Origin of the sequence: Parasphingorhabdus sp., from assembly GCF_041748495.1 — a bacterium.
In the GTDB taxonomy this organism is placed as follows: domain Bacteria; phylum Pseudomonadota; class Alphaproteobacteria; order Sphingomonadales; family Sphingomonadaceae; genus Parasphingorhabdus.
Map to the genome: position 1 here is coordinate 1 of NZ_JBGTDD010000154.1, position 18,149 is coordinate 18,149.

Sequence of the window (18,149 nt, forward strand, 5' to 3'; positions counted from 1 at the left end):
CGCGCGCGGACGCCTCCGGTGACCGCGAAGGAGGCGTAGAACAGGCCGACGGCCTGGGCGGATCGGATGAAATCTCGGCGGGAAAGGGTCATCGGCAAATTTTCCTGTCAGCATGGTGCAGATATAGATTATGGATCAGACCTAGTGGCGAAAGAAAACAGAATTATGACGTACACCCTGATCACCGCCAATCGCAACTATTCCAGCTGGTCGCTGCGGCCGTGGATATTGATGAAGGCGCTGGAGATCCCGTTTGTCGACGAGATCGTCTATTTTGAAGAGGATAATTACGAGCGGTTCCGGGAATTTGCACCGAACGGGCAGGTGCCATGCCTGAAGGACCATCGGGACGATGGCAGTAGCCGTACGATCTGGGATTCGCTGGCAATCGCCGAATATCTGGCGGAGCGGCATGGCGGCTGCTGGCCGGACGATAGCGAGGCGCGGACCTGGGCGCGTTGCGCGGCAGCGGAAATGCATGGTGGTTTTGCGCCGCTCAGGAATATCTGTCCGATGAATGTCGGGGTGCGGGCGCGCTTGCATCAGATCGATCCCGGCTTGCAGCGCAATATCGACCGGATCGGGGAGCTGTTCGCGCAGGGGCAGGATGAATTTGGCGGCCCCTGGCTGGCCGGGGACCGGTTCACCATCGTCGACGCCTTTTACGCGCCGGTGGCCTATCGGGTGCGGTCGTTCGATCTCGATATTGGCGTGGCAGGGCGGGCGTGGGTCGATCGACTGCTTGCCCATCCCGCGATGCTCGATTGGGAGCGACAGGCGCTGGCCGAGCCGCAGCGCGAAATCGGCCATGAGGAGGAAATGGCGGCGGTGGCGACGGTGCTGGCGGATTTTCGGGTTGGCTAGTGCCCCGGCGAAGGCCGGGCCCATCTCGGATATGACAGTCCATACACAATGGTGATATCGCTTTTGCGGTGAGCAATTTCTCGGTTTTCACTCGCGCTTCCATCGGAAAATTCAGGAGATGGACCCCGGCCTTCGCCGGGGCACATTGGTAAGCCGTCAGTCCTGAGCTTGTCGAAGGACGCTTCTCGTCTATAAGCGTGGTTCGACGGGCCCGCCCTTATTCGGTGACGGGTCTGCAAGAAGGAGAACCCCATGATCAAGCTGCACCATCTCGACTATTCCCGTTCGTCCCGCATCATCTGGCTCTGCGAAGAGGCCGGGATCGAATATGAGATGGTGACCTATCTCCGCGATCCGGTGACCCGGCGCTCGCCGCCGGAACTGGCCGATGCGCACCGGCTGGCCAAGGCGCCGACGGTGGAAGTGGATGGACATGTGATGGTCGAATCGGGCGCGATCATCGAATATCTGATCGAGCAGCACAGCGACGGCGCGCTCGGCGTGGCGCCGGGCGAGCCCGAGCGCGCCAAATATCTGGAATGGATGCATTTCGCCGAAGGCACGATGGGGATGAGCTTCATCATCACCGGGATCGCGCCGATGCTGGGCGGGTTGCCGGACGTGCTCAACGGTTTCCTGCAGGCGGAAGTCACCAAGCTGCTCGACCATCTCGAGATCGAACTGGAGGGCAAGGATTTCCTGGTCGCGGACAAGTTTACCGGCGCGGATATCAATCTCCATTATCTGCTCGAGGGGCGCTCGGCGATGGGCCAGCTGGACCGCTATCCAAATTGCAAACGCTATTTCGACGATCTGGTGGCGCGGCCGGGCTATCAGAAGACGGTGGAACTGGGCGGGCCGGTGTTGTTGCCTAGGCCTAGCTAGAAAGTAATTCACTCTCGGTTTGTTTTGGTTTGGTCATTATGCCTCTGGTGATTTTTATAGTTACCGCGAAGCCCATACCCACGCCGATCGGAGCCCATAGAACTCCAGAATACAGAAAAACCAAAAACCAGTCTTTATACGCAATCTGAAATACAGCTGCCGTTAACCAGAACAACGCCCCAACGACTGAACCTATGGAAAGCAAGCCCAATCCGGCGAACACAATGAATGCGGCGCCGAGTATCCACAGAAGGCGAAAGTCTAGCAGACCACTCATGCCAAATTAGATAACAGTATCTCGCAAAACCACAACTCCGCTCTTCCGCTGCAGCTTAAACCCTGCATTTGATTTCGCCAGATGGCGTGCGAAGACCAATCTGAAACTTATGCGGTCTCAACCGAAGTCGCGAACAACGCCCCACCATCCGCCGCATGTTCGAAAAACAGCGATGGCTCGATTAGTTCCAGTTCCATCAGGCGGAACTGGCCATCGGCGTCGCGCAGCATGTCGACGCGGGCATATAGCAAGGTTCCGGTGGCGAGAATCCGCTCGGCTGATTGCCGCGCCTGCACCGCCAGAGCCTGCGCTGATTCAGGGCAATCGGTGCCGCTTTCCGATCCGCCGAGAAATTCCTGGACGCGGAAATCGCCTTTTGCCGGTCGCTTGAGGATGGCATGGCTGAACGTGCCGCCGAAATAGAAAAGCGAATATTCGCCTTCCTGCGCGATCGCCGGCTGGAACGGCTGGATCAGCATTTCCTTGCCCGCGACCCGTTCGGGCAGTGGCTCGCCCTTTTGCAGGCGGTAGGTACCATCGGCTCCGCCGGAGATGGGCGGCTTTATCACCAGTTGATCGGTGTCGAATGTTTGTGCGGCCTCCGCAAGCGCCTCCGCCGTCAGGGCCGCGCTGATCATGGTCGGCACGACGGCCACGCCCGATTTTTCCAGTTCCAGCAAATAGGCTTTGTCGCTGTTCCAGCGCAGCACCGGCACCGGGTTGGCCAGCTTGATCTGCCGCTGTTCCAGCTGATCAAGCAAAGCAAACCAGCGATCGCAATCCCGCTGATAGCCCCAGACCAGCAGCGGCAGGACCAGGTCGAAGCCGCTCAGATCGCCGGGGTCGGTCCAGTGGCGGAACGTGATCGCGTCGCCCAATAGCCGCCGATAGGTCTGGCGCGCCGGGCCGAGATCCTCGAAATAGTCGGGGGCAGCCGTCAATATGCAGATTTTTGGCAAGGCGCGGTTTAGCCGACGGCGTCGCGGACGATGGCGGTGCCGGCTTCGCGCTGCCGCTTCAGTTCCGCCTTCAGTTTTGCCGGATCGCGGGCGAAGACGAAGCCGAAGCTGACCCCGCCATGCTTGCCGATCGTTGCATGGTGCAGCTTGTGCGCCTGTACCAGTCGCTTGGCATAGCCGCCTCTCGGCACATATTTGAAATAGCGCTGATGCACCAGACCGTCGTGGATCAGCGTGTAGATGATGCCGTAGAACATGATGCCGAGGCCGACCCAGGTGCCCGGTTCCCATGCGCCCGCGCCCATGACAAGCGGACTGCCGATGGCGAACATCGAGATGCTCATCACCGCACCAACGATGCCGTAGAGGTCGTTTTTCTCCAGCTTGTTATCATGCGGTTCGTGATGGTCGCGGTGCCAGGCCCAGCCGAAGCCGTGCATGATATATTTATGCGCGCCCCAGGCGATAAATTCCATCGCGACGACGGAAGCCAGGATGGTGGCGATGATGGCGAACAGGTTCATACTGGGAAGATAGGCGCACTTCGATTGGTTTTGAAGGCAATTCTGACTTGCGCCGATGATTGATCTGACTAAACGAAACCCCATATCGGAAGTCAGGAGCTTATGAACCAACCGAAGACCCTCTACGAGAAAATCTGGGATGCCCATGTGGTGGACCAGCGGGATGATGGCACGGCGCTGATCTATATCGACCGGCATCTGGTGCACGAGGTCACCAGTCCGCAGGCTTTCGAAGGGTTGCGCAAGGCAGGGCGCAAGGTGCGGCGACCGGATCTGACGCTGGCGGTGCCCGATCATAATCTGCCGACGACAGCGCGGCTGGATGCGCAGGGCAACAAGATCCCGATCGCCGATCCGCAGAGCGCGGCGCAATTGGAAGCATTGGAGGCCAATGCGCCGGCGTTCGGAATCAAATATATCGGGGCCAGCGACATCAATCAGGGCATCGTCCACGTCATCGGGCCGGAGCAGGGCTTTACCCTGCCGGGCACGACGATGGTCTGCGGCGACAGCCACACCGCGGCGCATGGCGCTTTGGGCGCGCTTGCCTTTGGCATCGGCACCAGCGAGGTCGAGCATGTGCTGGCGACGCAGACGCTGCAACTGACTCGCTCGAAATCCATGGAAATCCGGGTGGAGGGCCTGCTTGGTCCGGGGATCAGCCCGAAAGATCTGATCCTGCATATCATCGGTGTGATCGGCACGGCTGGCGGAACCGGCCATGTCATCGAATATCGCGGCGAAGTTTTCGACAGCATGTCGATAGAGGGCCGGCTGACCGTCTCCAACATGTCGATCGAGGCAGGCGCGCGCGCTGGCCTGATCGCGCCGGATGACAAGACATTTGCCTATCTGAAAGGCCGTCCGATGGCACCCAAGGGCGCGGACTGGGACGCAGCGGTGGCTTATTGGCGGACATTGCCGACGGACCAGGGCGCGATATTCGACAAGAGTGTCACGATCGATGCGGCCGATGTGTCGCCAACCGTGACCTGGGGAACCAGTCCTGAGGATGTGGTTCCGGTGAACGGCACCGTTCCGACGCCCGAAAGCTTTGCCGATCCCTCGAAGCAGGATGCGGCGCGCAAGTCGCTGGACTATATGGGGCTTGAGGCGGGGCAGGCGTTGCGCGACGTGATGGTCGAAAATATCTTCATCGGCAGTTGCACCAACAGCCGGATCGAGGATCTGCGGGCTGCGGCCGCCATTCTCGCAGGCCGCAAGAAGGCGGACAATGTCAAATGGGCGATCGTGGTCCCGGGTTCCGGACTGGTAAAGGCGCAGGCCGAAGCCGAGGGGCTGGACCGGATTTTCACCGATGCCGGATTTGAATGGCGCGAACCGGGTTGCTCAGCCTGCCTGGGCATGAACCCCGACAAGGTGCCAGCAGGCGAACGCTGTGCATCCACTTCCAATCGCAATTTCGTTGGGCGGCAGGGACCGGGTGCTAGAACGCATCTGATGTCACCTGCGATGGCCGCCGCTGCGGCTGTCACCGGCAAGCTGACGGATGTGCGAGAATTGACAAGATGAGGCTATTATCATGACAGACGACAAGAAAAGCAACAAACCGGCGAAGCCGAGTCCCGCAAAGTCGGGTACGGCCAAGCCGGCCCCGCCAAAATCGACGCCGGCCAAACCGACAGAGAAATCGGGCGACACGCCGTCCGGTCCCTGGTCGACCGGTGCCAAGTTTGGCGCGGCGATTGGTTCGGCGGCGGTCGCGGCTGCGCTGATCTATGCCGGACGCCATCAGATGAAGAAGCATGATGATTTCAGGGCGGCCAAGGACAAGCCGCTGCCTAAATATGAAAATGAGCCGGATTATGACGAGGATGACGGCGAGGACGAACCGCAGTGAAGCCGGTCCATCGCGTTGAAGGGCGGGCCATTCCGTTCGGCCAGAAAAATGTCGATACCGATGTCATCATTTCGGCCAAATGGCTGAAAACGATTTCGCGGGAAGGGCTTGGCGAGGGAGCATTCGAGTCGATCCGGGCGCAGGAAGGCAATATTTTCGACGATCCGGAATATGCCGGTGCCTCGATCCTGATCGCCGGCGACAATTTCGGTTGCGGCTCGAGCCGCGAACATGCGGCATGGGCGCTGGATGACATGGGCATCAAGGCGGTGATCGCACCCAGTTTTTCCGACATATTTGCCGGCAATGCGTTCAAAAATGGCTTGCTGGCGATTGGCTTGCCGCAGGAGGCAATCAACCGGCTGATGGAGGTTGCGAAAACCGATCCGGTCACCATCGATATGGAAAGCATGAGCGTCACCACGCCCTTCCAGGATCGCTTTGCCTTTGAAATGGACCCGTTCCGGCATCAGTGTCTGGTCGAGGGTCTGGACGAAATTGACCTGACAATGGCCAAATCCGATGCCATAGAGCGGCACGAGAAACAGAGTGATTCTGCACAGCCATGGCTGAAGCCGGTGGCCGCATAGAATCCAAAAAAATTCCAGGGAAGGGAATGATATGAAGGCATTGATGTCAACCAAAGTGGGCGGACCGGACACGCTGGAGATGCTCGACGTCGCCGATCCGGTCGCCGGCAAGGGCCAGGTGCTGATCGATGTCAAAGCCTGCTCGATCAACTATCCCGATGTGCTGATCATCCAGGACATGTATCAGTTCAAGCCGCCGCGCCCTTTTGCGCCGGGTGGAGAAGTGTCCGGAATCATCGCTGCGGTTGGCGAAGATGTAGCCGATCTGAAAGTGGGTGACCGCGTTGCCTCCACCACCGGTCATGGCGGTCTGGTCGAGAAAGTTGCGGTTGACCAGAATAGTGTGTTCAAGATTCCCGATAGCGTCAGCTTTGAAGATGCGTCGGCTTTGCTGCTGACCTATGGCACGTCGATCCATGCGCTGGTCGATCGCGGTCGGATCAAGCAAGGTGATGTCCTGCTGGTCCTCGGCGCTTCGGGCGGTGTGGGTATCGCGGCTGTCGAGCTGGGCAAGGCTTTTGGTGCCCGGGTTGTTGCGGCGGTATCCTCCGAGGAAAAGGCGGCTTTTGCCAAGGCTGCCGGTGCTGACGAAACCGTGGTCTATGGCCGGGCCCCGTTTGACAAGGATCAGTCCAAGGCATTGGCCGCCCAGTTCAAGGCGGCGGTCGGGCCCAATGGCGCCGATGTCATCTATGATGCGGTTGGCGGGGACTATAGCGAACCGGCGGTCCGATCGATCGCATGGGAAGGTCGGTTCCTGGTGGTCGGGTTCCCGGCTGGCATCGCAAAGCTGCCGCTCAATCTCACCTTGCTCAAGTCCTGTGACGTTTGCGGTGTTTTCTGGGGCGCTTATGCCATGCGCGACCCGAAGGGCAATCGCGCCCATATCAACCGGTTGTTCAAGCTTTGGGACCAGGGCCATATCCAGCCCCGGGTGTCCGAGGTTTTCGCCTTTGCAGATGCCGGAAAGGCGATTCAGAAAATGGCCGACCGCGGGGCCATGGGGAAATTGGTGGTCAAGGTCGGCGATTGATTGATCAGCGGGACTTGCGGGACCGCCCGGTGATGCCTATTTTTATAACAACTCAGTTCAAGGGAAGCTCATGACAGATTTTAGGGATCGCGAAAAAGCGTTTGAAACGAAATTTGCGCGCGATGAAGAGATGCTGTTCCGGGTTACCGCCCGGCGGAATCGTCTGCTCGGCCAATGGGCAGCGGAAAAGATGGGCCTGACGGCTGAGGAAACCGATGCCTATGCAAAGGAAGTCGTTGCAGCCGATTTTGAAGAAGCGGGTGACGAGGACGTCATTCGCAAGCTGCTCGGCGATCTGACTTCGGCTGGTATCGACATCGACGATGCAGCAATCCGCACCGCTCTGGTCGAAAAGATGGTCGAAGCCCGGCGGCAGTTTATCGAAGAGGCCAAGTAAGCGGTATGCCGATGGCGAGTGCAGATATTGAGGCGATGATCCTGGCAGCCTTTCCCGACGCGTCGGTAGAGATTACCGATCTGGCCGGCGACGGCGATCATTATGCCGCGAAAGTTACCTCCGCCGCCTTCGCTGGCATGAACCGGGTGAAACAGCATCAGGCGGTTTATGCTGCGCTGAAGGGAAAAATGGGTGGTGAATTGCACGCGCTGCAACTGACCACGGCGGTTCCCGATTAGGAGAATATTTATGACCGATGTAAACGAGAAAATTAAAACGGTGGTGAACAGCAACGATGTGGTGCTGTTCATGAAGGGCACCCCGCTTTTCCCGCAATGCGGCTTTTCCAGCCGCGCGATTGCCATATTGGAACATCTGGGTGTGGGCTTTGACTCGTTCGATGTCCTGCAGGACATGGAAGTGCGCCAGGGTATCAAGGATTATTCCGACTGGCCGACCATTCCGCAGCTATATGTCAAAGGCGAATTTGTCGGTGGCAGCGATATCATGATGGAAATGTATGAAGCAGGCGAACTGGGTGAATTGATGGCCGAAAAGAAGGTTGCCCCGGCCGAGGCCTGAATAACGTCCGGTTGCATATATATCGCTTCAGACATTGAAAAACGGCTCGGTCTAGGAGGACCGAGCCGTTTTTATTTTGGGGGTAAGCTTCGTCAAAAATTCGATGAGCGGGGACAATAGAGACCAGTAAATTGCCCCCCTCATTCGGCCCTCCTGAAAGGAGGGTTTGGGCGTGAAACATCGTTAGGCCCAATATGATGCATGGGTCATGCCAGTTTATGAAATAGGCTTTATTACAATGACTTATATCATTGACGGCGGGTTAATCCCGATGGGCTTGTAAGATATTTCGACAGGTCCCCGTTTTTCGACAAACGACAGCCGGAAACCTACCAATGACATCGCCGGGAAAAAGGACTGTTTACATCTGTGGTCATTGAAACTACACCTGTAGTCACTGGCGATTCTCCAGGGAGGGACAAATATCATGACCGAACGGATTAGCGATGCCGAGCATGCGGTCATGGAAGTCCTCTGGAAACGCGCGCCGCTCACCGCCACCGAAGTGGCGGATCTGGTGGTCCGGGAAAAGGACTGGTCGCTGCAAACCGTCAAGACGCTGTTGTCCCGACTGGCGGCGAAAGCGGTGGTCGGTACCGAGCGCGACGGTCGTCGTTTTCTCTATTCTCCGCTGGTCGAACGGGACGACTATCTCACCGGCGTATCACGAAATTTTGTGGATCGGCTGTTCGGGGGAAAAGTCATGCCTCTGGTTGCGCATCTGGCCGAGGCCGATGAACTGAGCGCAGAAGACATCCGCGAGATTGAAGAGCTTTTGAGGGAGTTGAAGAAATGAGCGGCGAACTGAACCAATGGATCTGGGATAGCATGTTCTCGATGACCTTGCTGATGCTGCTGGTCCTCGCGATCCGCAAACCGGTCAGCCATTTTTTTGGAGCCCGCATCGCCTATTTGCTGTGGATATTGCCCCTGGCGCGTCTGTTCATGCCGATTCTTACCCTCGAGGCACCCGCGCAACCCGTTCCGGCTGAGCCGATGGCAGCCTATTTGCCTGCGACGGCGGCTGGCGCGGATCTGGTCGCTGCCATGCCGGCCCAGTCCAGCGCCTTTGCGACCCTGGCTTCGCTCGACTGGATGATGATCGCACTCATTCTCTGGCTCGGTGGAGCGGGCATGCTGTTCATCAGCAAGCTGGCGTCCTACATGCAATTTCGCGAAGATATTGTCGCCGATGGCCAGCTAATCGGACGTCATGGCACTATCAAGATCCTCGAAACGGCAGCGGTTGGCGGGCCTCTCGCCTTTGGCCTGTTCGAGAAATATATTGCGGTTCCGACCAATTTCTTCCGCGATTATGCCCCGCGCGAACGGGAGCTGGTGCTGGAACATGAAATCGCCCATCATGAATCGGGCGATCTCGCGGCCAACTTCATCGGCCTTCTGATCCTGTCGCTGCACTGGTTCAACCCGGTCGCCTGGATCGCCTGGATCGCGTTTCGGCAGGACCAGGAGACCGCCTGCGATGCACGGGTGCTGGCGCGCAGCGGCCGCGAAGTCCGGGCGGTATATGGCCGGACGATCGCCAAGTCCGTATCCGGCCACCGGCTGGGTCTGGCCAGTCCGTTGAATCAGAAAGACAAGATCAAGGGTCGCCTCAAAATGCTGGGGCAATCGGAAAAATCGCCATTTCGCCGCAAACTGGGGGCGGGACTGATCGCTCTCGGTACCGTGGTTGCCCTGCCGCTCACCGCGACCGTCACCTATGCCGAAGCGGTGGATCCGGTGGATCAGTCGGTTCCGGATGCCCTGCTCGCACCCGAGGTTCCGGCAGCACCCCGGGCTCCCGCTGCTCCTGCGGCAGATGGTGATGAAATCCAGATCACGATGCTCAACGGCCGCAAAAATTATGATCCGGCCGACGACCAGGTCCACAGGATACAGCATGATGGCAGAACCGTCACATTCCGCACGGACAGGACGCTGAGCCAGCGAGAAATCCGCCAGATTGTCGCGGACGCGGAACAATCCCGCATCGAAGCCGAAAGGGCTGTGCGCCAACATGGATTTGACAGCGAATCCCTGCGCGCGACCATGCGGGAGGTTGAACAGGAGATTGCTCAGGCCGAGAGGGAAATGCGGCAAGAGCTGCAGGCGGCGCAACAGGATGTCCGAGAAGCGCTCCAGGAAGCGCGCCAGGAACGGCTGGAGGCCATGCGAGACGTTCGTCAGGAACGGCTGGAGGCCATGCGGGATGCCCGCGAAGCGCAGCGCGAAGCTCGTGAAGCAGAACGCGAGGCTCGCAATGGCAACCATTCTGCTACGCGTATGTCCTCGATTTCCTATACTACCAGTGCCCGGGTCAGCGGTCCCGATTGTATCGCAATGAACCGGCAGATCGCCATGGCCGGTGATAAGGGCCTCGCCGGACAGGCCTGGGCGGTAGTGGCTGGCTGCGGCGGCTTTCAAGTCACGATGGACAAGACCGCGATACTCGACGCGGCGTTGCAGGGCCTGAAGAAAGAACGCGCTAAAGTAGAGAAATGTAAGGACAGCCCCGCTGACAAGGCCAAGAGGATCAAGCTTCTGGACCGCGAAATCGAAAAAATCACGACGCAGCACGCGATGACCTGATCCGACTCCATCTTGCCGATTGGCGCAGCAGGGCGGTCCGTTTGACGGGTCGCCCTTTTTCATGGTTGTTTTATGGGCTGGATATGCCACATCAGATCCATGAACTTTGACCCCTCCCAATATCCCACCGGGCTGTGCGAACAGATGGAACCGCTGGTCGCCCGGGTGCTGGCCGGCAATCCCAGCCCCTATACCTATACCGGAACCCAGACCTATATCGTCGGCAACCAGTCGGACCGGGCGGTGATTGATCCCGGGCCGGCGATAGAGGCGCATATCGATGCCATCATGGCAGCGGTTGGCGAAGCGCGGATCAGCGCGATCATGTGTACCCACACCCACCGGGACCATAGTCCTGCTGCCGCGCCGCTGGCCGGGCGCACCGGCGCGCCGATCATTGGCTGCGCGCCGCTGGTGCTTGCCGACGATGGCCCGCGCGCCGACGAGAGTTTCGACAAGGAATATCAACCGGATCAGGTCCTCAGCGATGGCGAGACGGTCGCGGGTGATGGCTGGACAATCGAGGCCGTGGCGACGCCCGGCCATACGTCCAATCATCTGTGCCTGTCCGTGCAGGAATCGGGCGCATTGTTTACCGGCGATCATGTGATGGCTTGGTCGACCAGCGTCATCGTCCCGCCGGATGGCGATATGGCCGACTATATGGACAGCCTGCAGAAGCTGTATGAACGGCAGGACACAGTCTATTATCCCGCCCATGGCAAGAAGGTGACCAACCCGCGCCAGCTGGTGCGCGGGATGATGGGTCATCGCAAGCAGCGCGAGCGGCAGATTTTGAAACTGCTGGAAGAAGGGCCTGCCGCGATCGTCGATATGGTCCCGCAGATGTACAAGGGACTGGATCCCAGACTGAAAGGTGCGGCGGGACAATCGGTGCGCGCGCATCTGATCGATCTGCAGAACCGGTCGCGGGTGACCCATTCCGGTGATGTCTGGAGGGTGGCCGGATGAACCAGATATCCTATCGGCGGCCCTGGCTCCCCGTGGCAATCATCAGCGGGTTTCTGATCCTGCTCGGAACCCTGGCCTGGCTGCTGTTTGCCCGCGTCGAGAGCAGTATCAGCCCCGACCCGGTATCGATCGCCAGTGCCAGCCTGACCAATATGCAGGAACAGAACCGCCTGACGGTATTTTCAGCAAGCTATAATGCCACCGTCACCACCACGTTGACCCGGCTTGGCCTGTCGGCGCGCAAGACATTGATCCTGCCGGGCAGTGTCCGCTATGAACTCGATCTGGCCAAGCTCGGCGCGGAAGATGTCCGCTGGGATGTCGATAATGCAACGCTCTATGTCGAGATGCCTGCCATCGAAATCGCACGGCCGGAGGTATATATCGACCAGATGCAGGCCTATGATGGGGGCGGCCTGCTGATGGCGCTGACCGATGCCGAGAAGGTGCTTGATCAGGCCAACCGCAAGAAGGGTGTTGAGGAGCTGACCCGGCAGGCGCAGAATCCGTTGCAAGTTCGGCTGGCCCGGGAAGCGGCGCGCCGGGCGGTGCAGCATAATTTTGCCGTTCCGCTGCAGGCCGCCGGCATGGACGTGACCGTTGATGCCTTTTTCCCTTATGAGCGCAGCCGATACAAGGAGCGCTGGGACTATTCGCGGCCGATCCGGGATATATTGGCAGAACAGCAGCAGAAGCGGGAGGCCGCGCCATGAAATGGCCGATATCCGGCATGGCTGCGCTGCTGCTGATCCTGACCGGGTGCGAGCGCAGCCCGCAGCCCGAACCGGTCTCGCAAATCGCAGGCTTTGTCTTGCCGGAAGCGATCAGCAACAATGCGGTGGCCGTTGCCGTGGGTCCGGAGGGGCCGACTCTCTATAGTTTCAACGGACTGAAAGCGGGCAAGACCTGGCAGGACACCAGCAATGCCGCCTTTGCCTGCGTGATCGCAACGCAATCCTGCCAGGCTATCAAACCGGTGCCGGTCGTGGCAGGACGGCTGGCCAGTGCTGCCGTGACTGTCGCAGGGAAAATCTATATTCTGGGGGGCTATAGCGTTGCCGAAAATGGTGACGAAGTCTCCAATCCGGAGGTCTTCGTCTTTGATCCCGCCAGCGGGGAGTATCAGCAACTGGCGGATATGCCGACGCCGGTCGATGACATGCTGGCCGTGCCCTATCAGAACCGGTTCATTTATCTGATCTCCGGCTGGCATGACGAAGGCAATGTCAGCATCGTGCAGATGTTCGACACGCAGACCGGCGCCTGGACCGAAGCGACGCCCTTTCCCGGCACGCCGGTGTTCGGCCATGCCGGCGGGATCGCGGGGAACAGTATCGTCGTCAGCGACGGAGTCGCGACGGTCTTTGCCGACGGCAAGCGGAAATTCGTTTCGGCCAAACTGAGCTGGCGCGGTGACATTGATCCCAGAAACCCGACCCAGATCAGCTGGCGCGGGGTCGATGCGCATCCAGGCGTAGCGAAATACCGGATGGCGGCCATCGGCGACGAGGCTGGCCAGCGGATCATATTCGCGGGGGGCGGCGACAATCCGTATAATTATGACGGTATCGGCTATGACGGCGTGCCGGCCAAGCCGTCGGGCAGCTTTTTGGCTTATGACCTGAAAAGCGACCGATGGATTGAACTGGGGCAGCTGGCTGAACCGAGCATGGACCATCGCGGGCTCGCCCGGGCGGGTCAGGAATATTATATCATCGGCGGTTTGGATGGTGAGCAGAAAGTGATGGACCGGATCGTCAAATTCCGGATCAGCGATTGATCAATATAGGGCTGACATCTGCAAAACTTGGGCTCAAAATGTCTGGATATTTCTGAAAAAATTGCTACGCTATTGGTCCATCAGGGTCGGTTTTTAAAGAAATCGGGGGGATGGGAACATGGCGACAGTTCCGAATGATGCGGCGCCTTTTTTTGGTGACAAGGGCAACTATTTCGCAGACCAGAATTTTTTCACAAAATTTGCCATAATACTGGCATTGATCATCATATTCGGCTTCGCGCAATTTGCCGCGCGGGGTTTTGTTGATATTTTGGCAGCTCCCATCTGGGTGCATCTGCACGGGATAATGATGCTGGCCTGGCTGGGTCTCTTTGTCGGCCAAAACATGCTGATCCAGCGCAGAGCTATCGCATCTCACCGCAGGCTCGGCTGGGTCAGCCTGATCGTGGCTTGTGCGGTCGTTACGCTGACCTGTTTCACCGGATATATGGCGGTCGCCCTCGGACGGCAGCCGCCTTTTTTCAGTGGATCCTATTTTCTGGCGCTGGTCTATGTCGAAGCCATTGCCTTTCTGTCGATGATTATCTGGGCGATTGGCAAACGGCGGAATACCCAGTGGCATCGCAGGCTGATGTTCGGCGCCACGATCATCATACTGGAGCCGGCCTTCGGACGCCTGCTGCCATTGCCCCTGATGGGCGATTGGGGCGAGTGGGTAATCATGCTGGTCCAGCTGGGCTTTGTGGCACTGATCGCCCGGCATGACCGGAGGGCCCTGGGGCAAGTGCATCCGGCCACCATTGCGATTTTCGTCATCGTCATCGCGGTCCACGTCGCGGTTTCGTCTCTGGCCTTGTTGCCGCCGCTGGTAAGTTTTGCGGAATCGGTTGCAGCGGCCGTCTAGAGAACATATCTAGACTGCACAGGCGCGCCGAGTTGCGGCTGAGTAAGGCACCAGGAGCGCATAAAATGTCAGTACAGTCCAACAATTTTTCCGGTCTTGATGTGATCGAGGAGATCAACCGGCTGCGCAAGGAGCGCAACGCGATCATCCTTGCCCATTATTACCAGAAACCGGAAATTCAGGATATCGCCGATTTTGTCGGCGACAGTCTGGAGTTGTCGCGCAAGGCGGCGGAAACCGATGCCGATGTGATCGCCTTCTGCGGCGTGAAATTCATGGCCGAAACCGCGAAGATCCTGTCGCCGGATAAGATCGTGATTTTGCCGGACATGGATGCCGGCTGCAGTCTCGAGGATAGCTGTCCGCCGGACAAGTTCAAGGCGTTCCGCGACGAACATCCCGACCATATCGCGCTGACCTATATCAACTGCTCGGCCGAGGTGAAGGCGCTCAGCGACATCATTGTCACCAGTTCGTCCGCCGAGCATATTCTCTCGCAAATCCCGCTCGACCAGAAGATCATCTTTGGCCCGGATAAGCATCTTGGTGCCTATATTTCCAAGAAGACCGGCCGTGACATGCTGCTCTGGCCCGGCGTGTGTATTGTCCATGAGGCGTTCAGTGAAACCGAACTGCTGAAGCTGCAGGCCCAGCATCCGGGCGCGCCGGTGGCCGCGCATCCGGAATGCCCGGCCTATATTCTGGATCATGCGGACATGGTCGGCTCGACCAGCGCGATCCTGAAATATGCCAAGGAATTTGACGGCGACACGATCATCATCGCCACCGAGCCGCATATCATCCACCAGATGGAAAAGGCGGTGCCGGAAAAGAATTTCATCGGCGCGCCCGGCGCGGACGGCAACTGCAACTGCAATATCTGCCCCTATATGGCGCTCAACACGCTGGAAAAGCTCTACGTTGCGCTGCGCGATCTGAAGCCCGCGATCGAGATGGACGAAACCATGCGGCTGCAGGCCAAGAAAAGTCTCGACCGGATGCTGGAGATGGCAACCGGCACAGTGGGCAAGGGCGATCTTGGCGCAATGGGCCTTAAGGCCGCGCCGCAGGGCTGAGCCGGAAAACAGGGGCAACATCACATGCGGGCGTGGTTACGCAAAACCTATGCCGATCTGCGTGGCAGCTACTGGTTTCTGCCAGCGTTTCTGACGTTGTCGGCCCTCGGCTTGTCGATTCTCACCTGGTGGATCGATACGCGCGTGGGCAGCGACTGGACCGAACAGGTCAACTTTCTCCAGACGACCAAGCCGGAGGGCGCTCGCTCACTGCTTTCGACCATTGCCGGCTCGACCATCGGCGTGGCCGGCACGGTGTTCTCGATTACCATCGCCGCTGTGGTCTACGCGTCGGGAAGTTACGGCCCCCGATTGCTGACCAATTTCATGAACGACCGCGGCAACCAGTTTACTCTTGGCATTTTCATCGCCACCTTCGTCTATTCGCTGATGATCCTTCGTGTCGTGCGACTGCCCGACTCCAACGGGTATTTCGCGGCCGCGAGCGGCCAATTCGTGCCGCAGATTTCCATGCTGATCGCGATGGTGCTGGCGCTCATGTCGGTGGCGGTGCTGGTCTATTTCCTCCATCATGTGCCGCACAGCATCCAGATCAATCATGTGGTGGCCGATATCGGCCGTTCCGCCCTGAAATCGATCGAGAAACGCTATCCCGACCAGCATGATGGCGAGAGCTGGCAGGATTACGACCTGCGCGTGGGGGTGCCGGTTTTCAGCCAGAAGATCGGCTATATCGAGGTGATCGACTACCGGACGCTCGGCAACACGGCGCAGGATCAGGGCATCACCGTCCGGCTCGCCGTGCGCTCGGGCGATTTCGTCCATCCGGGCGTGGCGCTCATGTGGGTGGAGGGCACGATGGGCGATGATGTGGAAGACAAATTGTGCAATGCCTTTGCGCTGGGCATCAATCGCACCTCGGCGCAGGATATCGAGTTCGCCATCGACGAACTGGTGGAGATCGCACTACGGGCGCTGTCGCCCGGCATCAACGATCCGTTCACCGCGATCACCTGCATGCACTGGCTGTCCGCGGTCGTCACCAGCCTGGCCGATCGCGATCTCGACCGGGATGCCGACGGAAGGCACTATGGAAAAAATGATGTCTACTGCCTGCCCGATGATTTCGATCATTATGTCGAGCGCAGTTTCGGGGCGATGCGGATGAGCGCTGCGGCCAATGATCTGGCCTCCAAACTCTATATCGACGCGCTGGCAACGGTGATCCATCGCGCCGCGAAACATGACCGCGCGGACTCCGCGAAACGGCAGGTCAGGTTGCTGGTGGAGCAGGCCAGGGTCCTGCTCGATGGACCGGCCTTATATGAACTGGAGAAACGCAAGGATGCCCTGCTGGGGGCGGAGAGCGGCGCTCCGCACGGTGGCTCCAGCATGCATGACCTTGCCTGAAATGATGCCTGCCGCCCTCGCTAGCGGTGCCGCGCGCGCATTGATGATCGCGCGCGGGACCGTTAGCGAGGGCGGAATGATCACAGATTTCGATTTGGACGATTTCGTCACGCGCACGCTTCATGAAGACTTGCTCGGCGGCGCCGACGTGACTTCCGAAGCGGTCATCCCCGCCGATACGCGGTTTCGCGCGGTCATGGACAGCCGCGACGATGCGGTCATCGCGGGCATGGCGATCGCCGAGGCCTTCTTCCGGCGGCTCGATCCGGATGTGGTGCTGGAACGGCAGGTCGAGGACGGTGCGCATGTGCCCGCTGGCACCGATCTGCTGTATCTCACCGGCAAGGCGCGCGCCATGCTGACCGCCGAGCGATCCGCGCTCAACACATTGCAGCATCTCACCGGCATCGCCACCATGACGCGGGCCTATGTCGATGCGATCGATGGCACGGGCTGCATCCTGCTCGATACCCGCAAGACCATTCCCGGCTTGCGTGCGCTGGAGAAATACGCGACGCGCATGGGCGGCGCGCAGAACCATCGCATGGGGCTGTGGGACGCGGCGATGATCAAGGACAATCATGTCGCGGTGGCGGGCGGCGTGGCGACGGCGGTCAGGCGCGCGGTCGATGCGGGGATTACGGACATCATCGTCGAGGTCGACCGGCTGGACCAGATCAGGCCCGCGCTGGATGCCGGAGCGACCCATCTGCTGCTCGACAATATGGACGTGCCGGACCTGATCGAGGCGGTGGCGCTGGTGGATGGCCGCGTGCCAACCGAAGCCTCGGGCGGGGTCACGCTGGAAACGATCCGCGTCAAGGCGGTGACGGGCGTCACCTATATCTCGGTCGGACGTCTCACCCAGTCTGCGCCCGCCGCTGATATCGGTCTTGATTACGCGGCGGCTTGATCGACCGGTCAATTGGAGGCAATCATGGGCTTCCAATGTAAAAAGGGGAGGTCTGCCATGCGTCCTGCATCGATCAGGAAATTCGAAATCTTGTTTCTGGCCAGTTTGCTGGTCGGCTTGATTGGAACCGTGATGACCTGGAATGCGACCGTAACGCAGTTCCAGGCGGCCGCTGGCGGGGTCGAGTTGAATCCCGCCATTCTCGTCGGCATCTTGGTGGTGGTCTATGCCATCAATCTGCTATTGTGGTATCTTGCGGCGCACCGGGCCAGCAATGTTGCCAAATGGATCTTGGTGGTGTTCATGCTGATCGGACTGATCGGTCTGCCGGCCATTTTCGTTGGCCCGATGACGGTTCCCGAAGGCATCGTCCTGCTTTCGACGGTGCTTCAGGTGATCGCAGTCGGCTTTCTTTTCGTGGCTGAATCAAAATCATGGTTTTCCGGCAACACGGCCGATGAGCCCGAGGTGCTGCAAGACACGTTCGAATAAGTGGCGGCGGTCCTACGCCCGTTTGCGGCATTGCTCGCCGCGCTGTGCGCCGTTCCCGCGACCGCGCAGGGCTGGCAGTGCACGCCGCCAACCACGCTGCCACGCGCCGAGGTGGA

At 59.3% G+C, this 18,149-nt stretch carries 21 protein-coding genes; 19 read left to right on the top strand and 2 right to left on the bottom strand.

The window, feature by feature from the left end:
* Positions 1-165: 165 nt before the first annotated feature.
* Together ACEW8J_RS13580 and ACEW8J_RS13585 are read left to right on the top strand one after the other, a co-directional pair.
* Positions 166-864, top strand: a complete 699-nt coding sequence (locus ACEW8J_RS13580; RefSeq protein WP_373492183.1) for a glutathione S-transferase family protein — start codon at positions 166-168, stop codon at positions 862-864.
* Between the two features lie 252 nt (positions 865-1,116).
* Positions 1,117-1,749, top strand: a complete 633-nt coding sequence (locus ACEW8J_RS13585; RefSeq protein WP_373492184.1) for a glutathione S-transferase family protein — start codon at positions 1,117-1,119, stop codon at positions 1,747-1,749.
* A 384-nt stretch (positions 1,750-2,133) separates the two neighbouring features.
* Here the strand turns inward: ACEW8J_RS13585 and ACEW8J_RS13590 are convergent, their stop codons facing one another.
* Both ACEW8J_RS13590 and ACEW8J_RS13595 read right to left on the bottom strand, forming a co-directional pair.
* Positions 2,134-2,985: a RimK family alpha-L-glutamate ligase gene (locus ACEW8J_RS13590; protein ID WP_373492185.1), complete on the bottom strand. Its 852-nt coding sequence runs from the start codon at positions 2,983-2,985 to the stop codon at positions 2,134-2,136.
* A gap of 8 nt (positions 2,986-2,993) precedes the next feature.
* A complete protein-coding gene (locus ACEW8J_RS13595) occupies positions 2,994-3,509 on the bottom strand; it encodes a sterol desaturase family protein (RefSeq protein ID WP_373492186.1) in 516 nt (171 codons plus the stop codon).
* A gap of 102 nt (positions 3,510-3,611) precedes the next feature.
* Between ACEW8J_RS13595 and leuC the strand changes: the two genes are divergently transcribed.
* The 17 genes from leuC to ACEW8J_RS13680 all read left to right on the top strand — a co-directional run bounded on the left by leuC (position 3,612) and on the right by ACEW8J_RS13680 (position 18,033).
* On the top strand, positions 3,612-5,042 hold the full coding sequence (leuC, locus tag ACEW8J_RS13600) for a 3-isopropylmalate dehydratase large subunit (RefSeq protein ID WP_373492187.1): 1,431 nt from the start codon (positions 3,612-3,614) through the stop codon (positions 5,040-5,042).
* Positions 5,043-5,052: 10 nt separating this feature from the next.
* Positions 5,053-5,370, top strand: a complete 318-nt coding sequence (locus ACEW8J_RS13605) for a hypothetical protein (protein WP_373492188.1) — start codon at positions 5,053-5,055, stop codon at positions 5,368-5,370.
* The gene (gene leuD / locus ACEW8J_RS13610) at positions 5,367-5,960 is read left to right on the top strand and encodes a 3-isopropylmalate dehydratase small subunit (protein ID WP_373492189.1); all 594 of its coding nucleotides are present in this window, start codon (positions 5,367-5,369) and stop codon (positions 5,958-5,960) included. Before ACEW8J_RS13605 ends, leuD begins: the two co-directional genes overlap by 4 nt.
* Positions 5,961-5,991: 31 nt before the next feature.
* On the top strand, positions 5,992-6,993 hold the full coding sequence (locus ACEW8J_RS13615) for an NADPH:quinone oxidoreductase family protein (RefSeq protein ID WP_373492190.1): 1,002 nt from the start codon (positions 5,992-5,994) through the stop codon (positions 6,991-6,993).
* A gap of 70 nt (positions 6,994-7,063) precedes the next feature.
* Positions 7,064-7,390, top strand: coding sequence for a DUF1476 domain-containing protein (locus ACEW8J_RS13620; protein ID WP_373492191.1), 327 nt, complete (start codon positions 7,064-7,066; stop codon positions 7,388-7,390).
* 5 nt (positions 7,391-7,395) lie between these two features.
* Positions 7,396-7,629 (top strand): BolA/IbaG family iron-sulfur metabolism protein, encoded by a 234-nt coding sequence (locus tag ACEW8J_RS13625; protein WP_100093989.1) that lies wholly within the window; start codon positions 7,396-7,398, stop codon positions 7,627-7,629.
* Between the two features lie 10 nt (positions 7,630-7,639).
* Positions 7,640-7,972 carry a Grx4 family monothiol glutaredoxin gene (gene grxD, locus ACEW8J_RS13630; RefSeq protein ID WP_373492192.1) on the top strand — a complete coding sequence of 111 codons (333 nt, stop codon included), beginning with the start codon at positions 7,640-7,642 and terminating at the stop codon, positions 7,970-7,972.
* Between the two features lie 427 nt (positions 7,973-8,399).
* Complete coding sequence (locus tag ACEW8J_RS13635) at positions 8,400-8,768, top strand: BlaI/MecI/CopY family transcriptional regulator (RefSeq protein ID WP_373492193.1); 369 nt, start codon at positions 8,400-8,402, stop codon at positions 8,766-8,768.
* Positions 8,765-10,564 carry a M56 family metallopeptidase gene (locus ACEW8J_RS13640; RefSeq protein ID WP_373492194.1) on the top strand — a complete coding sequence of 600 codons (1,800 nt, stop codon included), beginning with the start codon at positions 8,765-8,767 and terminating at the stop codon, positions 10,562-10,564. Before ACEW8J_RS13635 ends, ACEW8J_RS13640 begins: the two co-directional genes overlap by 4 nt.
* Before the next feature lie 99 nt (positions 10,565-10,663).
* Positions 10,664-11,536, top strand: coding sequence for an MBL fold metallo-hydrolase (locus ACEW8J_RS13645; RefSeq protein WP_373492195.1), 873 nt, complete (start codon positions 10,664-10,666; stop codon positions 11,534-11,536).
* Positions 11,533-12,249, top strand: a complete 717-nt coding sequence (locus ACEW8J_RS13650) for a DUF4230 domain-containing protein (protein WP_373492196.1) — start codon at positions 11,533-11,535, stop codon at positions 12,247-12,249. Before ACEW8J_RS13645 ends, ACEW8J_RS13650 begins: the two co-directional genes overlap by 4 nt.
* The gene (locus tag ACEW8J_RS13655; protein ID WP_373492197.1) at positions 12,246-13,316 is read left to right on the top strand and encodes a Kelch repeat-containing protein; all 1,071 of its coding nucleotides are present in this window, start codon (positions 12,246-12,248) and stop codon (positions 13,314-13,316) included. The genes ACEW8J_RS13650 and ACEW8J_RS13655 overlap by 4 nt, the downstream gene beginning before the upstream one ends.
* 118 nt (positions 13,317-13,434) lie before the next feature.
* Entirely contained in the window at positions 13,435-14,181 is a 747-nt protein-coding gene (locus tag ACEW8J_RS13660) for an adenylate cyclase (protein WP_373492198.1), read from the top strand.
* 65 nt (positions 14,182-14,246) lie between these two features.
* Positions 14,247-15,257, top strand: a complete 1,011-nt coding sequence (gene nadA / locus ACEW8J_RS13665) for a quinolinate synthase NadA (protein WP_373492199.1) — start codon at positions 14,247-14,249, stop codon at positions 15,255-15,257.
* A 24-nt stretch (positions 15,258-15,281) separates the two neighbouring features.
* Complete coding sequence (locus ACEW8J_RS13670) at positions 15,282-16,628, top strand: DUF2254 domain-containing protein (RefSeq protein ID WP_373492200.1); 1,347 nt, start codon at positions 15,282-15,284, stop codon at positions 16,626-16,628.
* Positions 16,629-16,704: 76 nt separating this feature from the next.
* Positions 16,705-17,541, top strand: a complete 837-nt coding sequence (gene nadC, locus ACEW8J_RS13675; protein WP_373492202.1) for a carboxylating nicotinate-nucleotide diphosphorylase — start codon at positions 16,705-16,707, stop codon at positions 17,539-17,541.
* A gap of 57 nt (positions 17,542-17,598) precedes the next feature.
* Positions 17,599-18,033: a hypothetical protein gene (locus ACEW8J_RS13680; RefSeq protein WP_373492201.1), complete on the top strand. Its 435-nt coding sequence runs from the start codon at positions 17,599-17,601 to the stop codon at positions 18,031-18,033.
* Positions 18,034-18,149 lie beyond the last annotated feature (116 nt).